The organism is Pseudoxanthomonas mexicana (assembly GCF_014397415.1).
Taxonomy (GTDB): domain Bacteria; phylum Pseudomonadota; class Gammaproteobacteria; order Xanthomonadales; family Xanthomonadaceae; genus Pseudoxanthomonas_A; species Pseudoxanthomonas_A mexicana.
In genome coordinates this window covers 3,749,750-3,767,934 of record NZ_CP060731.1, presented here as the reverse complement: position 1 = coordinate 3,767,934, position 18,185 = coordinate 3,749,750, and the positions used below count along the sequence as shown (strand labels likewise).

Annotated in this window: 14 protein-coding genes; 6 read left to right on the top strand and 8 right to left on the bottom strand. The window is 66.7% G+C overall.

Annotated elements, in window-relative coordinates; all coding sequences use genetic code 11:
* Positions 1-2 precede the first annotated feature (2 nt).
* Genes rfbA through rfbD form a run of 3 tightly spaced genes read left to right on the top strand, consistent with a single transcriptional unit; the run spans position 3 to position 2,328 of the window.
* Positions 3-890, top strand: a complete 888-nt coding sequence (gene rfbA, locus IAE60_RS17625) for a glucose-1-phosphate thymidylyltransferase RfbA (protein WP_187573219.1) — start codon at positions 3-5, stop codon at positions 888-890.
* Positions 887-1,444 carry a dTDP-4-dehydrorhamnose 3,5-epimerase gene (gene rfbC / locus IAE60_RS17620; RefSeq protein WP_187573218.1) on the top strand — a complete coding sequence of 186 codons (558 nt, stop codon included), beginning with the start codon at positions 887-889 and terminating at the stop codon, positions 1,442-1,444. Before rfbA ends, rfbC begins: the two co-directional genes overlap by 4 nt.
* The gene (gene rfbD, locus IAE60_RS17615; RefSeq protein WP_187573217.1) at positions 1,441-2,328 is read left to right on the top strand and encodes a dTDP-4-dehydrorhamnose reductase; all 888 of its coding nucleotides are present in this window, start codon (positions 1,441-1,443) and stop codon (positions 2,326-2,328) included. Before rfbC ends, rfbD begins: the two co-directional genes overlap by 4 nt.
* A 30-nt stretch (positions 2,329-2,358) precedes the next feature.
* Here rfbD and IAE60_RS17610 read toward each other — a convergent pair whose 3' ends face one another.
* Positions 2,359-4,170: a peptide MFS transporter gene (locus tag IAE60_RS17610; protein WP_244966606.1), complete on the bottom strand. Its 1,812-nt coding sequence runs from the start codon at positions 4,168-4,170 to the stop codon at positions 2,359-2,361.
* 112 nt (positions 4,171-4,282) lie between these two features.
* On the opposite strand from IAE60_RS17610, the gene IAE60_RS17605 reads away from it, so the two are divergent.
* The 3 genes from IAE60_RS17605 to IAE60_RS17595 all read left to right on the top strand — a co-directional run bounded on the left by IAE60_RS17605 (position 4,283) and on the right by IAE60_RS17595 (position 9,701).
* Positions 4,283-6,268: an OPT family oligopeptide transporter gene (locus IAE60_RS17605; RefSeq protein ID WP_187573215.1), complete on the top strand. Its 1,986-nt coding sequence runs from the start codon at positions 4,283-4,285 to the stop codon at positions 6,266-6,268.
* A gap of 93 nt (positions 6,269-6,361) precedes the next feature.
* Entirely contained in the window at positions 6,362-8,428 is a 2,067-nt protein-coding gene (locus tag IAE60_RS17600; RefSeq protein ID WP_187573214.1) for an alpha/beta hydrolase family protein, read from the top strand.
* 4 nt (positions 8,429-8,432) lie between these two features.
* Entirely contained in the window at positions 8,433-9,701 is a 1,269-nt protein-coding gene (locus tag IAE60_RS17595; protein WP_276533354.1) for a DUF819 family protein, read from the top strand.
* A 67-nt stretch (positions 9,702-9,768) separates the two neighbouring features.
* Here IAE60_RS17595 and IAE60_RS17590 read toward each other — a convergent pair whose 3' ends face one another.
* From IAE60_RS17590 to IAE60_RS17560, 7 genes are all read right to left on the bottom strand, one after another.
* Positions 9,769-9,993 carry a YbdD/YjiX family protein gene (locus IAE60_RS17590; RefSeq protein WP_093490326.1) on the bottom strand — a complete coding sequence of 75 codons (225 nt, stop codon included), beginning with the start codon at positions 9,991-9,993 and terminating at the stop codon, positions 9,769-9,771.
* Positions 9,994-9,996: 3 nt separating this feature from the next.
* A complete protein-coding gene (locus IAE60_RS17585) occupies positions 9,997-12,084 on the bottom strand; it encodes a carbon starvation CstA family protein (protein WP_187573213.1) in 2,088 nt (695 codons plus the stop codon).
* A 111-nt stretch (positions 12,085-12,195) separates the two neighbouring features.
* Positions 12,196-13,209, bottom strand: coding sequence for a magnesium/cobalt transporter CorA (corA, locus tag IAE60_RS17580; RefSeq protein ID WP_187573212.1), 1,014 nt, complete (start codon positions 13,207-13,209; stop codon positions 12,196-12,198).
* A gap of 226 nt (positions 13,210-13,435) precedes the next feature.
* On the bottom strand, positions 13,436-15,361 hold the full coding sequence (locus tag IAE60_RS17575) for a glycoside hydrolase family 97 protein (RefSeq protein WP_244966743.1): 1,926 nt from the start codon (positions 15,359-15,361) through the stop codon (positions 13,436-13,438).
* A gap of 141 nt (positions 15,362-15,502) precedes the next feature.
* Positions 15,503-16,723 carry a lipoprotein N-acyltransferase Lnb domain-containing protein gene (locus tag IAE60_RS17570; protein WP_425504438.1) on the bottom strand — a complete coding sequence of 407 codons (1,221 nt, stop codon included), beginning with the start codon at positions 16,721-16,723 and terminating at the stop codon, positions 15,503-15,505.
* Positions 16,674-17,549, bottom strand: coding sequence for a CorC family transporter (locus tag IAE60_RS17565; protein ID WP_162111008.1), 876 nt, complete (start codon positions 17,547-17,549; stop codon positions 16,674-16,676). Before IAE60_RS17565 ends, IAE60_RS17570 begins: the two co-directional genes overlap by 50 nt.
* A 40-nt stretch (positions 17,550-17,589) precedes the next feature.
* Positions 17,590-18,183, bottom strand: a complete 594-nt coding sequence (locus tag IAE60_RS17560) for a hypothetical protein (RefSeq protein WP_425504481.1) — start codon at positions 18,181-18,183, stop codon at positions 17,590-17,592.
* Positions 18,184-18,185 lie beyond the last annotated feature (2 nt).

Genomic DNA, 18,185 nt, shown 5'->3' with positions numbered 1-18,185 from the left:
CGATGACGAAGCGCAAGGGCATCATCCTCGCCGGCGGCTCGGGTACGCGTCTCTACCCGTTGACGCAGGCGATCAGCAAGCAACTGCTGCCGGTGTACGACAAGCCGATGATCTACTACCCGCTCAGCGTGCTGATGCTGGCGGGCATCCGCGAAGTGCTGGTGATCAATACCCCCCATGAGCAGGCCCTGTTCAAGGCGTTGCTGGGCGACGGTTCCCAGTGGGGCATGGACATCCAGTACGCCGCGCAGCCGAGCCCGGATGGCCTGGCGCAAGCCTATCTGATCGGTCGGGACTTCGTGGCCGGACAGCCGAGCTGCCTGGTGCTGGGGGACAATATTTTTTACGGGCACGGTTTCACCGACATGCTGCGTCGTGCCGATGCGCGGAGCGAGGGCGCTACCGTATTCGGATACTGGGTGAACGATCCGGAGCGCTATGGCGTCGCCGAGTTCGATGCGCAGGGGCGTGTCGTTGGCATTGAGGAAAAACCGGCGAATCCGCGTTCCCATTACGCGGTGACCGGTCTGTACTTCTACGACGGCATGGCCAGCGAATACGCTTCGGAGCTGAAGCCATCGTCGCGCGGCGAACTGGAGATCACCGACCTCAACCGGCGGTATCTCGAGGCCGGCGCGTTGCACCTGGAGCCGCTGGGCCGCGGCCATGCGTGGCTGGATACGGGCACGCACCAGTCATTGCTGGAAGCCTCCAACTTCATCGAGACGATCGAGGCGCGCCAGGGCCTGCGCGTGTGCTGCCCCGAGGAGATCGCCTTCGGCAATGGCTGGATCGATGCCGCGCAGGTCGAGAAGCTCGCCGCGCCGCTGGCCAAGAACGGCTACGGCCAGTACCTGCTGTCGCTGGTATCGCGTGGGGTCGTGCGATGAAGGTGATCGAAACGTCTTTGCCGGGATGCTTCGTGATCGAGCCGGCGGTCTTCGGCGATGAGCGCGGGTTCTTCTTCGAGACGTGGAACGCGGAACGTTACGGCCAGCACGGCCTGCCGACCGCCTTCGTCCAGAGCAACGTGTCGTCGTCGGCGCGCGGGGTCCTGCGGGGCCTGCACTACCAGTGGCCGAATCCCCAGGGCAAGCTAGTCAGCGTACTGGAGGGCGAGGTGTACGACGTCGCCGTCGACATCCGCCGCGGATCGCCGACTTTCGGGCAATGGGCTGCCGTGATGCTCAGCGCCGACAACAAGCGGCAGTTCTGGATTCCGGAAGGCTTCGCGCATGGCTTCGCTGTCGTCTCGGAGCGTGCGGTGTTCAGCTACCTGTGTACGGCCGTGTACGACAAGACGGCGGATGCAGGCGTACGCTGGGACGATCCGGCCATCGGCATCGACTGGCCAGTGACCGTGCCGCAGCTGTCGGCTAAGGACGCCGTCGCGCCCCTGCTCGCGGATGTGGCACCGCAGCGGCTGCCGACCTACACGCCATGACCGTCCTGCTGTTCGGCGGCAACGGTCAGGTCGGGCATGAGCTGAGGCGTAGTCTGCGTGCGCTGGGCGATGTGGTCGTTACCACGCGCTCCGGCGAGTTGCCCGACGGTGCGCGTTGCGAAGTGGCCGATTTCGATCGCCCCGACACTCTTGCGGAGCTCGTCGAGCGCGTGGCGCCGGCCATCGTGGTCAATGCCGCGGCCTACACGGCGGTAGACAAGGCCGAGGACGATGTCGATGCGGCCTTCCGTACCAATGCCGAGGCCCCGGGTGTATTGGCGCACGCATGCGCCCTGAGAGACATTCCGTTCGTCCATTACTCGACCGACTACGTGTTCGATGGGCAGGGCTCGCGGCCTTATCGCGAGGACGATCCGACAGCGCCGCTGGGTGTCTACGGCGCCAGCAAGCTCGCTGGCGAAGATGCGGTCCGTTCGGTCGGGGGGCGGCATCTGATCCTGCGCACCGCATGGGTCTATGGCCGGCACGGCCACAACTTCATGAAGACGATGCTGCGGCTGGGCGCGGACCGTGGCGAACTGCGCGTGGTCGCCGATCAGGTCGGTACGCCCACGCCGGCGGCGCTGATCGCGGATGTCACAACGGAACTTCTTGGCCTGCGCGATGCGCCATCCGGAACGTTCCACCTCACGCCCCGGGGCGAGACAAGCTGGCATGGGTTCGCCGAAGCCGTTTTTGAAGAGGCATTGGCGTGCGGACTGATCTCACGCGCCCCCAAGGTGATTCCCATCGCCACGTCCGACTATCCGACGCGCGCCCGTCGACCCGGCTACTCCCGCCTCGACATCGGCAGGCTGGAACAGGTGCTCGGCCATGCGCTTCCCGAGTGGCGCGTGGGCCTGCAGCAGGTGCTGGGCAGCTGATACGGCCGCAGGCGATTCGCGCAGCGGGGTTCAGTCTGCCGCACGCATCGCCCGCCGCAACCACGGCGAAGCCAGCAGCGCGACCGCGGCGCAGCCCAGGCCGATCCACATCATCAGCCAGAACAGGTCGGCGAAGCCGGTGGCGGCGTGGGCGATGTCCAGGGCGCCGTCCGCCGGAACGTCCATCGCGGCGAGCTTGCCGAACTGCGCCGCCAGCGTTTCCGAAAACGCGGTCGCCAGCAGCCACATGCCCATCATCGAGCTCACCACGCGCGGCACCGACAATTCGGTGACCGCCGCCAGGCTCACCGGCGCCAGGCACATCTCGCCGATCTCCAGCAGCAGATAGGCCAGCACCAGCCACCACACGCTCGCGACCATGCCGGTGGCACCCACCTGCTGTGCGGCCAATGCCAGCGGGATGAAGGACAGGCCGCCGAACAGCAGGCCCAGTGCGCCCTTCACCGGTTTGGACGGATCCCGGCCGCGGCGCCCCAGCATGGCCCACAGCCAGGCGAACAGCGGTGCGAGCACCACCAGGAACATCGCACCCAGATAAGTGAGCGAACCGGCGGTCTGAGGCAGGACCAGCGAGTCTCGCAGTACCAGCATCACCATCAGGACCGCGGTTCCCAGGAACAGCACGCGAGGGCGGCCCGGGTGCGCGCTCCGCTCCGACCAGCGCGACGCGATCATGAACGACAGCGGCATCGCCACCAGCGCCCAGGTCGACCACGGTGCGCTGCCGAGGAATAGCGCGACGTTCGCGGCAAGGCTGTCCGACCAGACCACCACCGATGCCGGCTGTACCAATGACGGGAACAGGTCTTTCGTCAGCATCCTGTCTGTGAACATCACCCACGAGCCGTACGTCTGCTCGTACAGGGTGAAGAACGCCAGGCACATGAGGATCAGTGCCATCAGCGCCAGCATCTGGCGCCGCTGCACTGGCGTGCACTGGGTGGCGATGAACCAGAGGAACCACGCCATCACCACGGCCAGCACCAGCAGCATCAAGGCCAGCGCCAGCGAGAACTCGCCGCCCAGGGCGAACGCGCCGTTGGCCGCCGCCCACATCAGCCAGGCCACCGGCAGTACGCCGAGCGCGGCGCCCGCGTAGATCAGCCATTCCCGCGGGACGCCCCATACGGGCGCGCGCAGCGCCGCGGGCGAGGGCGGTTCGGCGTGGCCATGCAGGTAGCGCTGGCCCCAGAGGAACATGGCCAGCCCCAGCAGCATGCCGATGCCGGCAGCGCCGAAACCGTATTTCCAGCCCAGCGTCTCGCCCAGGTAACCGCACACCAGCGAGGCGAGCAGGGCGCCGAGGTTGATGCCGGCGTAGAACAGGCTGAAGCCGCCATCGCGGCGCGGATCACCCGCCGGATACAGCCGGCCGACGATGCCGGTGATGTTGGGCTTCAGGAAGCCGACGCCCATGACGATCAGTGCCAGCGACACGTACATCGTGCGCAGCGCGCCCTCGTCGCGCGTGACCACGCCAGCGTCCATCGTCGCCGCCGCGCCTTCCAGCGCCATGCCCGCATGGCCCGCCACCAGCAACAACCCGCCGAAGACCACGGCCTTGCGCATGCCCAGCCAGCGGTCGGCCAGCACGCCGCCGATCACCGGCACGCAGTAGACCAGCCCGCCATAGGCCCCGATCAGGTCGTAACCCGCGCCGTCGGCGAACAGGTGGTACTTGGTCAGGTACAGCAGCAGCAGCGCCTTCATCCCGTAGAAGGAGAAGCGCTCCCACATCTCGGTGAAGAAGCAGACGTAGACGCCCTTGGGGTGGCCCAGGAAGTCGTCGCGGCCAGCGGCCGCGGGGGCGAGGGGGGTCAAGGGCCGCTCCGGCGTGGATTCCGCGGCGAGTATAGCGACGGCGCCCGTTCCGGCTGGACTTGCCGGGCAGCGGACGCTAGCGTGTCGGCTTTCCGCAATTCGGGAACATGCAATGAGCTCGGGGACCCCGCAACTTACCTTCCGCGCCGTCGTGCTGGCCATTGTGCTGGCCGTCGTGCTGTCGGCCGCCAACGCCTACCTGGGCCTGTTCGCCGGCCTGACCGTGGCCACCGCCATCCCGGCGGCGGTCGTCTCGATGGGCGTGCTGCGCCTGCTGGGCGGTGGCACGATCCTGGAGAACAACATCGTGCAGACCGGCGCCTCGGCCGGTTCGTCGATCGCGGCCGGCGTGATCTTCACGATCCCCGCCCTGATCATCCTGGGCTACTGGCAGGACTTCCAGTATTCCTGGGTGCTGGCCATCGCCGGTCTCGGCGGCCTGCTGGGCGTGCTGTTCTCGGTGCCGCTGCGCCGCTCGATGATCGTCGAGGAACCGCTGCCGTTCCCCGAGGGCAAGGCGGCGGCCGAAGTGCTGAAAGCTGGCGAGAATCCGGGCCCCGGCCTGAAGATCCTGGCCTTCTCCGCCGCCATCGGCGCCGTGCTCAAGGTCGCCGCCCACAGCGGCATGCGCCTGATCCCGGATACCGCGGCGGGCGCCGGCTTCTTCGGCAAGTACCTGGGCTACATGGGCACCAACCTGTCGCCGGCGCTGCTGGGCGTGGGCTACATCGTGGGCCTGAACATCGGCATCGTGGTGCTGTCCGGCAGCATCCTGTCCTGGCACATCGCCATCCCGCTGTACCACATGGCCTTCATGGGCACCGATCCCGCGCTGGCGCAGAGCATCGCAGGGGCAGGGCCTGAGGACATTGCGGGTGCGATCTGGTCGGCCAAGATCCGCTACCTGGGCGTCGGCGCCATGCTGATCGGCGGCGTGTGGACGCTGTTCTCCCTGCGCAAGTCGCTGCTGTCGGGCGTGAAGAGCGGCATCGCCGCCGCGCGTGCCGGTTCCGGTGGCGCCGATGTCGCCGAGACCGAGCGCGACCTGCCGATGAAGTGGATGCTGGTGGCGCTGGTGGTCTTCGTGCTGCCGCTGCTGCTGCTGTACCAGGCCATCGTCGGCATGTGGCACGTCAGCATCCCGATGGCGATCATCATGATCGTAGCGGGCTTCCTGTTCGTCTCGGTATCGGCCTATCTGGCCGGTCTGGTCGGTTCGTCGAACAATCCGGTGTCGGGCATCACCATCGCCACCATCCTGTTCGCTTCGGTCGTGCTGCTGTTGCTGCTGGGCGAGAGCGGGCGCATGGCCGTGGGGGCGGGTGGGGCGCCGCTGGGTGCGGTGGCCGCGATCATGATCGGCGCGGTCGTGTGCTGCGCCGCGGCGGTGGGCGGCGACAACCTGCAGGACCTCAAGGCGGGCTACCTGGTCGGCGCGACGCCGTGGAAGCAGCAGCTGATGCTGGGTATCGGCGCGTTCTCCTGTGCGCTGATCATGGCGCCGGTGCTGAACATCCTGTCCGAGGCCTACGGCATCGGTGCGCCGACGGCCGAACATCCGAATCCGCTGTCCGCGCCGCAGGCCACGCTGATGGCGTCGGTGGCGAAGGGTCTGTTCGGTGGCGAGCTGCCGTGGGGCATCATCGGCATCGGCGCGGTCATCGGCGCGGTCATCATCGCCATCGACGAGATGCTGAAGGCCCGCAAGAGCAGTTTTCGCGTGCCCGTGCTGGCCGCGGCCATCGGCATCTACCTGCCGCTGGAGCTGATGGTGCCGATCTTCCTCGGTGGCCTGCTGGCCTATCTGGTGGAAAAGCGTCATGGCATGGTGGGCACGAAGGACGAAGAAGCGCGCGACCGCATCCATCGCCCCGGCACGCTGTTCGCCGCGGGTCTGATCACCGGCGAGGCGCTGATGGGCATCGCGGTGGGCATCGCCATCTACGTGTCCAAGGATCGCGACGTGCTGGTGTTGCCGGAGGCCTTCCAGCAGGGCGAGATCGTCGGCCTGGTGATCCTGGCGATCGTGGGCTGGCTGCTGTACCGCACCGGCGCCAAGTCCAAGGCGTTGGGTGAGGCGGGGTCCGGCCCGCACTAAGCGGCTGCACGGCGCAAGGGCGTGACCTCACGCCTTTGCGCCGCGGCGCATCTAGCGCCTAACATCGGGGTTTTCCTGTCGCCGGAGCCCCGGATGAACCTCAGATCCGCCCTGTTGCCTCTCTGCCTGCTGGCGGCGCTGCCGTCGCTCGTCGCCGCCCGCGGCCTGGATGTGCGCGACCTGCAGAAACTGGACCGCGTGTCCTCGCCGGTGCTGTCGCCGGATGGCAGCACGGTCGTCTTCGCCAAGCGCATCGTCGATGCCGACGTGGTCAAGGCCAGCAGCAGCCTGTGGGTCCGCAACCTGCTGACCCGCGACATGGCGCCGCCGAAGCGCTTGACCCCGGAAGGGTGGAATGTCAACTCGCCGTCGTTCTCGCCGGATGGCAAGACGGTCTATTTCCTCAGCGCGAAGTCCGGCACGCAGCAGCTGTATGCGATGCCACTGGTCGGCGGGGCGCCGCGCCAGCTGACGGCATTCGCACTGGATGTGGCCAGCTACAAGGTGTCGCCGGACGGGACGCGTGTGCTGTTCAGCACCGACACCTTCGCCGACTGCAAGGCCGACTTCGCCTGCACGAAGAAGAGACTGGACGACACCGCCGCCAAGAAGAGCAGCGGCGTGGTGTACGACGGCCTGTTCGTCCGTCATTGGGACACCTGGGCCGATGGGCGCCGCAGCCGCCTGTTCGTGGCCGCACTGCCGGAAGGCAAGGCGAAGCCCGTTGCCAGTGCCACTTCCCTGACCGACCGCCTGGATGGCGACGCGCCGTCCAAGCCGTTCGGTGGCGCGGATGAGTACACCTGGTCACCGGATGGTGCGTCGGTCGTTGCCGCGATCCGCGTGGCCGGCAAGGGCGAGGCCTGGTCGACCAACTTCGACCTTTACCAGGTCGCTGCGGACGGCAGCAGCGCACCGGTCAACCTGACGGCGGCCAATCCCGCCTGGGACACCGGTCCGGTGTTCAGCGCAGACGGCAAGACGCTGTTCTACCGCGCGATGAAGCGTCCGGGTTTCGAGGCGGACCGTTTCGGCCTGATGGCGATGGACCTGGCCACGAAGCAGGTGCGCGAGATCGCACCATCGTGGGACCGTTCCGCCGACGGCATCGTGGTGTCGAAGGATGGCGCGACGATCTACACCACCGCGCAGGATGTGGGCCAGCACCCGCTGTTCGCCGTCGATGTCGCCAGCGGCACGGCGAAGCCGGTGGTCGCCGAGGGCAGCATCTCGGCCTTCGACATCGCTGGCGACACCCTGGCGTTCACCCGCAACACGCTGAAGACGGGTGACCAGCTGTTCACCACCACCCTGGCGGGTGCGCCGCTGCGTGCGATCACGCCGAGCGCGCAGGATATGCTGAAGGATGTCAGCTTCGGCGACTTCGAACAGTTCACCTTCACCGGCTGGAACAACGAGACCGTGCACGGTTACGTGGTCAAGCCGCACGATTACGTGGAAGGCCAGAAGTACCCGGTCGCTTTCCTGATCCACGGTGGTCCGCAGGGCAGCTTCGGCAACGGCTGGAGCTATCGCTGGAACCCGCAGACCTACGCGGGCCAGGGCTATGCGGTGGTGATGATCGATTTCCATGGATCGACCGGCTACGGCCAGGCCTTCACCGATGCGATCAGCCAGCACTGGGGCGACCGCCCGCTGGAAGACCTGCAGAAGGGCTGGGCCGCGGCGCAGCAGAAGTACGCCTTCCTCGACGGCGGCAAGGCCTGCGCGCTGGGCGCCAGCTACGGCGGCTACATGATCAACTGGATCGCCGGCAACTGGAACGAGCCGTGGAAGTGCCTGGTCAATCACGACGGCGTGTTCGACACCCGTTCGATGGGTTACGTGACCGAGGAGCTGTGGTTCACCGAGTGGGAGAACGGCGGCACGCCGTTCGACAGGCCGGAGAACTACGAGAAGTTCAACCCGGTCAACCACGTCGCCAAGTGGCGCGTGCCGATGCTGGTGGTGCAGGGCGAGAAGGACTACCGCGTGCCGGTGGACCAGGGTTTGTCCACGTTCACCGCGCTGCAGCGCAAGGGCATCGAATCCAAGCTGCTGTACTTCCCCGACGAGAACCACTGGGTGCTCAAGCCGCAGAACAGCATCCTGTGGCACGACACCGTCAACGCCTGGCTGAAGCAGCACATCGGGGAGTAAATGCATGGCAGCACCCGCAGAGGGGCAGCAGATCAATGCTGCAGTGATCACTGGCGACGCCGCAGTCCTCGGATTGCTGGCGATCATCCTGGGCTTCGTTTTCTGGAGCGCTTCCCGCGAGAAGGGGGTCTGGAAGAAGTTCTACTCGGTGATCCCCGCGATCCTGCCCTGTTACCTGTTGCCGGCGATCGCCAACAGCTTCGGCTTGGTGGACGGTGCAGGCTCGAACCTGTATCCGATGGCGCGCGACTATCTGTTGCCGGCGTCGCTGGTACTGTTCTGCGTGTCGATGGACATTCGTGGCATCTCCCGGCTCGGTCCGAAGGCGCTGGTGATGTTCCTGACCGGCACCGTGGGCGTGATGCTGGGTGCGTTGGTCAGTTTCACGGCGATGGGGGTGATCCATCCGGAAACGGTCGCAGGCGAAACGTGGCGCGGGATGACCACCTTGACCGGAAGCTGGATCGGCGGCGGCGCCAACCAGGCGGCGATGAAGGAGGTGTTCGAGGTCGACGCCACCCTGTTCGGACAGTTCGCGGCAGTTGACGTGATCGTCGGCTACGTCTGGATGGCAACCCTGCTGTTCATGGCGTCCCGGGCGGCGTTCTGGGATCGCTGGCTCAAGGCGGACACTTCGGCGATCGAAACGCTCAAGGAGCGGATGGCGAGCTACCAGGCGCAGCATGCACGGATCGCGTCGACAACGGATCTCATGCTGATCTTCGCGGTGGCGATCGGCGCGACCGGCTTCGCGCATTTTCTCGCCGAGCCACTGGTCGCGTGGATCACGTCGTTGCCTGCCGAATGGCGGTTGCGGGACTACAGCCTGGATTCGCGCTTCTTCTGGCTGGTGGTGATTGCCACGACCGTGGGTGTGGTGCTCAGCCTGACCCGTGCGCGTGAACTCGAGGGCGCGGGCGCGTCGAAGATCGGCACGGTTTTCCTGTATGTGCTGATTGCGACCATCGGCATGCAGATGGATCTGAAGGCACTGGCCAACAAGCCCTTCCTGTTGCTTCTGGGCCTGATCTGGATCGCGGTGCACGCAAGCCTGATGCTGCTGGTTGCACGCCTGATTCGTGCGCCCCTGTTCTTCATGGCCGTGGGGTCGCAGGCCAATATCGGCGCAGCCGCCAGCGCCCCGGTTGTGGCCAGCGCGTTCCACCCTGCACTGGCGCCCGTGGGTGTTCTGCTTGCGGTTCTGGGGTACGTGCTGGGTACCTACTGCGCCTACCTGACGGGACTGATGTTGCAGGCGCTTGCCGGCGGCTGATTAACAAAAAAGCCGCCCCTCTTTCGGAGGGGCGGTCGTTGAACTGTCAATGCAGCGGGAACTTGCTTCAGCAGCAGCGGAACCCGCTCCTGCCGCCGAAGCGCGCTTCCTGCCGTTCGCGGAAGAAGGTCTTGTAGTCCATCGGTTCGCGGTCCGGATGCTTCTCCAGCACGTGCCGGACGTAGTTGTCGTAGTCGGGGATGCCGCAGCACAGGCGCGCGGTCTGCACCAGCCTCCGCCACACACGCTTGTGCGTGGCGAAGTGCGAGAGCGGGACGAGTTCGGTACCCATGGCCTACAGCCACGCCTTCTGCTGCTCGTCGGTCAGCGCGACGTAGGGCGTCTCGCGGTCCGTGCGCGTGCTGCTGGCGCGTGCCTTGGCGATGGCGCGCAGCGCGTACACCAGCACGCTGAACACCACGAACAGGAACAGGGCGGTCAGGCCGGCGTTGATGTAACTGTTGACCACCACCTGTTGCATCTGGGCCATGCTCTTCGCCGTGCCGAGCAACTGGCCGTCGGCGATGGCCAACTGGTACTTCTTCGCCTGGGCGACGAAGCCGATTGCCGGGTTGCTGTCGAAGATCTTGATCAGGCCCGCATAGGTGGTGCAGATCAGCAGCCAGATCGTCGGGACCACCGTGACCCAGGCGTAGCGGTCGCGCTTCATCTTGAACAGCACCACGGTGCACAGCATCAGTGCGATGCCCGCGAGCATCTGGTTGGCGATGCCGAACAGCGGCCACAGCGTGTTGATGCCGCCCAGGGGGTCGACCACGCCCTGGTAGAGGAAGTAACCCCACAGCGCGACGCAGCCGGCGGTGCCGATGACGTTGGCGCCCCACGAGTCGGTCTTGCGCAGCGGCGGGATGAAGTTGCCCAGCAGGTCCTGCAGCATGAAGCGGCCGGCGCGCGTGCCTGCATCGACCGCGGTCAGGATGAAGAGCGCTTCGAACAGGATGGCGAAGTGATACCAGAACGCCATCATCGCGTCGCCGCCGGGCAGCGCGTCATGCAGGATCACCGCAATGCCCACGGCCAGCGTCGGTGCACCACCGGCGCGCGAGATGATCGTGCCCTCGCCGATGTTGTGCGCCGTCTGGGTCAGCATCTCCGGCGTCACCACGAAACCCCAGCTGCTGACCTTCGCGGCCACGTCGACCGCGCTCGTGCCGATCGCGGCGGCGGGGCTGTTCATGGCGAAGTACACGCCCGGCTCGATGATCGAGGCCGCGACCAGCGCCATGATGGCGACGAACGATTCCATCAGCATGCCGCCGTAACCGATGTAGCGGATGTGGGTTTCATTGGCCAGCAGCTTGGGCGAGGTGCCCGAGCTGATCAGCGCATGGAAGCCCGAGACCGCGCCGCAGGCGATGGTGATGAACAGGAACGGGAACAGGCCGCCCTTCCACACCGGACCGTCGCCGGAGCTGGTGAACTGGGTCAGCGCCGGCATCTTCAGCGAGGTCACTTCCGGGCTGGCGATGACGATGCCGATGGCCAGCGCGACGATCACGCCGATCTTGAGGAAGGTGGACAGGTAGTCGCGCGGCGCCAGCAGCAGCCACACGGGCAGCACGGCGGCCACGAAGCCGTAGCCGATCAGCATCCAGGTGATCTGGGTGCCGGTGAAGGTGAAGGCGGGGCCCCATGTGGGATGCGCGCCGACCTTGCCGCCGAACCAGATGGCGAGCAGCAGCAGGACGATGCCGACCACCGAGATCTCGCCGATCCTGCCGGGGCGGATGTAGCGCATGTAGAGGCCCATGAAGATCGCGATGGGCATGGTGGCGATGACGGTGAACATGCCCCATGGGCTTTCGGCCAGCGCCTTCACCACGATCATCGCCAGCACCGCCAGGATGATGATCATGATCAGGAACGCACCGAACAGCGCGATGGTGCCGGCCACCTGGCCCATTTCCTCGCGGACCAGGTCACCCAGCGAGCGGCCGTTGCGGCGGCTGGAGATGAACAGGACCATGAAGTCCTGCACCGCGCCCGCGAGCACCACGCCCGCGATCAGCCAGAGCATGCCGGGCAGGTAGCCCATCTGCGCGGCGAGCACCGGGCCGACCAGCGGACCGGCGCCGGCGATGGCAGCGAAGTGGTGGCCGAACAACACGTGCTTGTTGGTGGGCACGTAGTCCAGGCCGTCGTTGTTGAGGTGCGCGGGGGTTGCGCGGGTCGGATCGAGCCCCATCACGTTCTTCGCGATGTACAGGCTGTAGTAGCGGTATGCCACCAGATAGATGGATACCGCCGCCACGACGATCCACAGCGCGCTGATCTGCTCGCCCTGGCGCAGGGCCACCACGCCCAGGCACACCGCGCCGAGAAGCGCCAGCGCCGCCCAGCCGATCTTGGAAAAACCGTTCATCCGGAAACCCTCCGACAAGTCCGGACAAGGGTCCCCCCATGCGGAAGGCCGGTCAATCCGTAATGGCCGATTCGGCTTTCGACTTTGGTCGCAATCCGACGGCGTAGGGCGTCAGAGCCAGCGCGAGCGCTTGAACAGGCGGTACAGGCCGAAACAGGCCAGCGCCACGCCGGCGATCAGGATGGGATAGGCGAAGCGGCCGGCCAGTTCGGGCATGTGTTCGAAGTTCATGCCATACCAACTGGTGATCAGCGTGGGGGCGGCGAGCAGTGCGGCCCATGCACCCAGCCGCTTGACGATCTCGCCCTGCGCCAGCGTCACCAGCGACAGGTTCACGCTGAGTGCGGTGGTGAGCATCTCGCGCAGGGTGTCGGTGTACTCGTTGACGCGCAGCACGTGGTCCTGCACGTCGCGGAAGTAAAGCCGCACCTCTTCCGGGATCAGTGCGCTCTGCGACCGCGTCAGCTGCGCCAGCACGTCCTGCAGCGGCGCCACCGCCAACCGCATCTGGGTCAGCTCGCGCTTCAGCTCGTACAGCTTCACCACCGTCACCCGCCGGTAGGTGTCGGAGAAGATGTCCTTCTCCAGGGCATCCAGCGTCTGCTTGAACTGGTCGATGATCGGCCGGTAGTTGTCGACGATGTAGTCGAGCACCGCGTACAGCCCATACGACGGACCGAGCGCCAGCAGATCGGGTTCGCGCTGCACGCGCTCGCGTACCGGCGCATACGAAAGCGACGCACCGTGCCGCACCGTCACCAGGTAGCGCGGGCCCAGGAAGGCGTGGGTCTCGCCGAACCGGATGCGGTCGTCCACCACCTGCGCCGTGTGCACGGCCACGAACAGCGAGTTGCCGTAGGCTTCCAGCTTCGGGCGCTGGTGCGCATTCTGCGCGTCCTCCACGGCCAGGTCGTGCAGGCAGAACTCTTCCTGCAGCTTCTCCAGGATGGCGTCCGCCGGCTCGTACAGGCCCACCCAGATGAAACTGCCATCGTCGACGGCCAGCACGTCGCTGATCTCGTCCAGGCCGATATCGCGCCGCTTGCCGCCCTGGTCGTAGACCACGCAGTTGATGACGCACTGGGGCAGGGCGGGTTTCGTGTCGACGGCGGCGAGGTCATTCATGGCGGGAATCGTGCGCCACGGGACCACATCCGACAAGCCCGCGGGCCTCCTGTAGGAGCGACGTGAGTCGCGACCGCGGCAATGATGCGTCTCGGGACGGGTAGAAGGCATCAACCCTGCGGTACGAGGTGATGCCTCGCCCGCAGGATCCGTCTTTCGTAAGGATATGGGGGGGGCTTCGTTTCTGCGGTCGCGACTTACGTCGCTCCTACAGTGGCTTCCGCGCTCACTGCGCCACGAACCGGATCGCCTGTCCACCACCGGGCGCGAGCTTCAGCGCCAGCGTATCGCCGCGGGCGACGCTGCGTTCCTCGATCACGATGTCCTGCGGCGCGGTCTTCCAGTGGGCCTTGTCGCCGTCGCGGTAGATCTGCGCGGTGTAGCGGCGGCCCTCATCGAGGAAGGTCAGCGGCACGCTGAGCGTACGGCCGTCTTCGTCGGTCAGCGCGCCGAGGTACCAGTTGTCGCCGCCGCGCTCCTTGCGGGCGATGGTCACGTAGTCGCCCACTTCGCCGTTCAGCACGCGCGTGTCGTCCCAGTCCACCGGCACGTCCTTGATGAACTGGAACGGCGCCGGGTTCTTCTCGTAGTTTTCCAGCAGGTCGGCCGCCATCTGCAGCGGGCTGTAGATCACCACGTAAAGCGAGAGCTGCTTGGCCCAGGTGGTGGCGATGCCGTCGGTGGAGCGTGTCTTCATGCCGAAAATGCCCGGCGTGTAGTCCATCGGGCCGGCCAGCAGTCGGGTGAACACGAGGTTGGCTTCGTGCTCCGGCGGATTGCCGGGCTGGCCCCAGGCGCTGAACTCCATGCCGCGCGCGCCTTCACGGGTGATCCAGTTCGGATAGGTACGGCGAAGGCCGCTGTCCTTGATCGGCTCGTGCGGATTGACGGCGATCTGGCGCTTGGCCGCTTCGGTCACCACCTTGAGGTGATGGCGCGCCATGTCCTGCCCTTCGTGCCACGCGTAGTGGCGCCTGCCGTCGGTGCCGGTGACCTTGGCCTGGCTGGCGTCGGCCACATACCCTGTCTTCACCGCCGGCACGCCCACGCGCTGGTAGAGGTCGAACGCATCGCCCATCTGTTCTTCGTAGTGGGCCGCGTTGCCGGATGTCTCATGATGGCCGATCAGGACCACGCCCTTTGAGCGGGCATAGCGGCTGAGCGCTTCCAGGTCGAAATCCGGATACGACTGGGTGAAGCTGAAATCCTCGCCGTTGCCGAACCAGTCGCCGTCCCAGCCCACGTTCCAGCCTTCGACCAGCACACCGCCGAAGCCGTGTTTCGCGGCGAAATCGATGTGCTTGCGGACGTTGTCGTTGGTGGCACCGTGCTTGGGGCCGGAGGCCCAGCTCTTCAGGTCCAGGTGCATTTCCCACCACACGCCGACATACTTCATCGGCTTCACCCATGACACATCGCCGAGTGCATTGGGCTCGTTGAGATTCAGCGTCAGGCTGGACATCGCCAGACCCGCCGCATCGTCGCTCAGCAGCAGCGTGCGCCAAGGGGTGTCGAACGGCGCCGCACGCACCACCTTGCCTTCGCCGATGCCGGGCGTCAGGTCGGCTTTCAGCTTGCGGTCTTCCACCCGCGTCAGGTTCATGCCGCTGTAGTCGACCAGCGCGGCCTCGTGGATCGAAAGGTGGGTGCCGTCCTCGAACCTGAAGGTGATCGGCGTCTGCGCGTCGCCGACCTGTTGCACGGGCGTGCGGTGGTAAAGGTATTCCTCGCGGTTCCATTCCCCGGCGGGAATCCACCACGCGGTCGCGTCACGGGCCAGCGAGAATTCGGTCAGCTCCTCGCTGATCTTCACCTGCTCCAGCCCGGACTGCTTCGGGAAGCGGTAGCGGAAGCCGACGCCGTCGTCGAACACGCGGAACACCACGTCGAAGCTGCGGAAGGGCTTGGTCTTCTCCTTCAGCGTGACCGTCAGTTCGTTGTAGTGGTTGCGGATGAGGCGGCGCTCGCCCCACGGCTGTTCCCAGGTCTCGTCGAACGTGCGCGTGCGCGGCTGCACGATCTCGATGTTGCGTTCGAACTTGGGTGCATCCAGCAGCAGGAAGCCGAGCCGCGACGACGCGATGACCGGTTGTCCCTTGCGCGACACCGCATACGCGGGCCTGCCGTCGTTGTCGGTGGCCAGCTCCACCATGATGGTGCCGTCGGGCGAAGCCACGCGCGGGCCGGGCGCCGCATGCGCGGCGGCGCTGGACAGCAGGACGAAGAGCGGAATCAGGAAACGGTGCATGCGACCCTCGCGGTAAGCAGAGGGCCGCATCGTGCGTGGCGGGGCTCAGCGCGACAAGCGTCGCGGCATGAATACGTATGCAAGCGCCAGGTGGATTGGCGTCATCAGGGCGATCCACGTCTGGTTGTACTGCAGCCGCAAGGGCAGCCAGTGCAGGAACCATGCGACCAGCGCGCCTGCCGCGATGGCGACCGTCAGCCAGCCGAACCACACCGGCGGGTTGCGGCGGCGCAGCACGGCTATTGCGCCGGGAACCAGCAGGACGCACAGCGGATTGAACAGCAGCAGGTTGCGGTTGGCCCACGCGGCCCAGTGGTCGGTGAAACCCCACAGGTACACCAGCAGCGCGCCCGCCACGAAGCAGAGCAGCCACAACGGCAACGCCACGGCCGCGATCACGCGGGGCGCGCGACGTCCCGTCCCCGCGACCAGTGCCGCGATGACGACGCCTGCGAGCAGCCAGGGCCACCAACGGCGCGGCGTTTCGGCCGGCTCCGGCGCGATGCGGTGCGGCAGCAGCTGCATTTCCGATTGCACCAGCGGACGGCCGGCGGCGTTCTTCGCCTCGCGCAGGCTGTCGGCCAGGCGCATCGGCACGTAGCCTTCCTCCCAGCGCGACATCGGCTTGTCTGCCGACGGGCCGAGGCCCACGTCGAAGCCCAGCCACATCCACGTCGCCGGCGAGGCCAGCCGCACGGCTTCGCTGCGGAAGGTGTTGCCGCGCGAACGGCCCGAAAGCTGCGATTTCAGCGCACCGCCCAGTGCGGCATCCAGCGCGTCGCGGACCTGGGTGGAACAGTTGGAGGTGAAATAGTCGTAGCGATAGCGTGCGTTTTCCGGCCGCGCCCGTTCGGCCAGCGTGTCGGCCAGCGCCTGCGCCTGGTCGGGCCCGACATCGAGCCACTGGATCGACACGCCGCGGCCGCTGTCGCGATACTGCGCCAGGTCCTGCTCGAACGGCAGCGCGACCAGGTAGTACATCATGTGGCCGCGCGCGAAGTTGCCGACGAAGTCGGCTTCGGATGGATCGAAGAAGCCGAAGTTGTACGAGATGGCGTCGCCACTGGCGGGATCGACCACGATGATGGCGTTGTGGCCGAAGCGCTCGAAGAACACCTCGCCGGGCTGCATGGTCGCCACGCCGATGCGCGGCGCGGCCCATGCCGCGGCGGCCAGCAGCCACAGCGCGCCCAGCAGCGCCAGGCGCGCGACCGCGCTACGCATCCGCCAGCACTCCGACATGGAACGCATGCACGCGGCGCGCATCGGCCCGCGCCACCCGGAACAGGAAACGGCCCAGCGTCAGTTCCTCGCCGGTTTCGGGCAGATGGCCGATGGCGGCGGTGACCAGGCCGCCGACGGTGTCGTACTCGTCGTCCGGGAAGTCGGCGCCGAAGCGTTCGTTGAAGTCGGCGATGGGCGTCAGCGCATCCACCACGAACTGGCCGTCGGCCTGCGCGGCGATCAGCGCGGCACCGTCCTCGGCTTCGTCGTGCTCGTCGTCGATCTCGCCCACGATCTGTTCCAGCACGTCCTCGATGGTCACCAGGCCGGCGACGCCGCCGTACTCGTCCACCACGATCGCCATGTGGTTGCGCGACAGACGGAATTCCTTCAGCAGCAGGTTCAGCTTCTTCGATTCGGGAATCAGTACCGCCGGCCGCAGCAGCTCGCGCACGGTGCCGGGACCGTTGTCGGCCACCACCCCGCGCAGCAGGTCCTTGGCCAGCAGGATGCCCAGGATCTCGTCCTTGTTGTCGCCGTGGACGGGGAAGCGCGAATGGCCGGATTCCACCACCTGTTTCATCAGGTCCAGGAAGCGCGCCTCCACCGGCAGCGACACCATCTGCGCGCGCGGCACCATCACGTCGCCCACGGTCAGGTCGGCCACGGCGATGGCGCCTTCCATCATCTTCAGGGTGTCGCCGCCGATCAGCCCGTCGGACTGCGCGTCGCGCAGCAACTCCACCAGGTCGTCGCGTGTGCTGGGTTCGCCGGAGAACGCCGAACTGAGGCGGTCCAGCCAGGAGCGCCGCTTCTCCGAAGGTTTGTCGGAGCCGTCCGGCGCGTGGGTACTGTCGTCTTCTGACATCTCGTGGAAATGGTCGCCCCGCGGGGGCGTGGGGTTCAGTCTAACGCGGTTGTCCGCCGGGCGCAGGCGGGGGCGCCCCTTCGGGCGCGGGCGCGTCGGTGTCGGTGTCGGGAGCATCCTCGGGCAGGTCCAGGCTGTAGCTGCACCCCACCAGGGTCTTGCCGGGATGCGAGGACACGTTGCTGACGTTGAGGACGACGGATTCGATCAGCACCTGGCCGCTTTCGGCATCGCGGGATTCCTCGCTGCGCAGTTCCTTGCCGAACATGGCCTTGGCCGGCGTATCGATGGCCGTTTCCAGCCCGAGTTCGCTGGCCAGCGGGCGGGGGTCGGGCAGGTCCAGGATCGCCATCACGCTGCTGCCAGTGAAGGCGATGTGGTCCGTGCCGTGCCCGAACACGCGGATCGGCGAGGCCAGGCGGTATTCGGTCATGAACATGTTCGCCTGCGGCAGCGGCTGCCAGCCCAGGGCGACCGCCTTCAGCGGGTCTTCCAGCGCGGGTGCCAGTGCGGTCAGGCCGGCGATGTCGCCACGGCATTCGATCAAGGACGCGAGGTCGGTCGCACCGGTCTGGGCGCGCGCGGCGACGGGCAGGGTCAGCGCCACGCAGGACGCGAGCAACAGGGAGCGCAGCA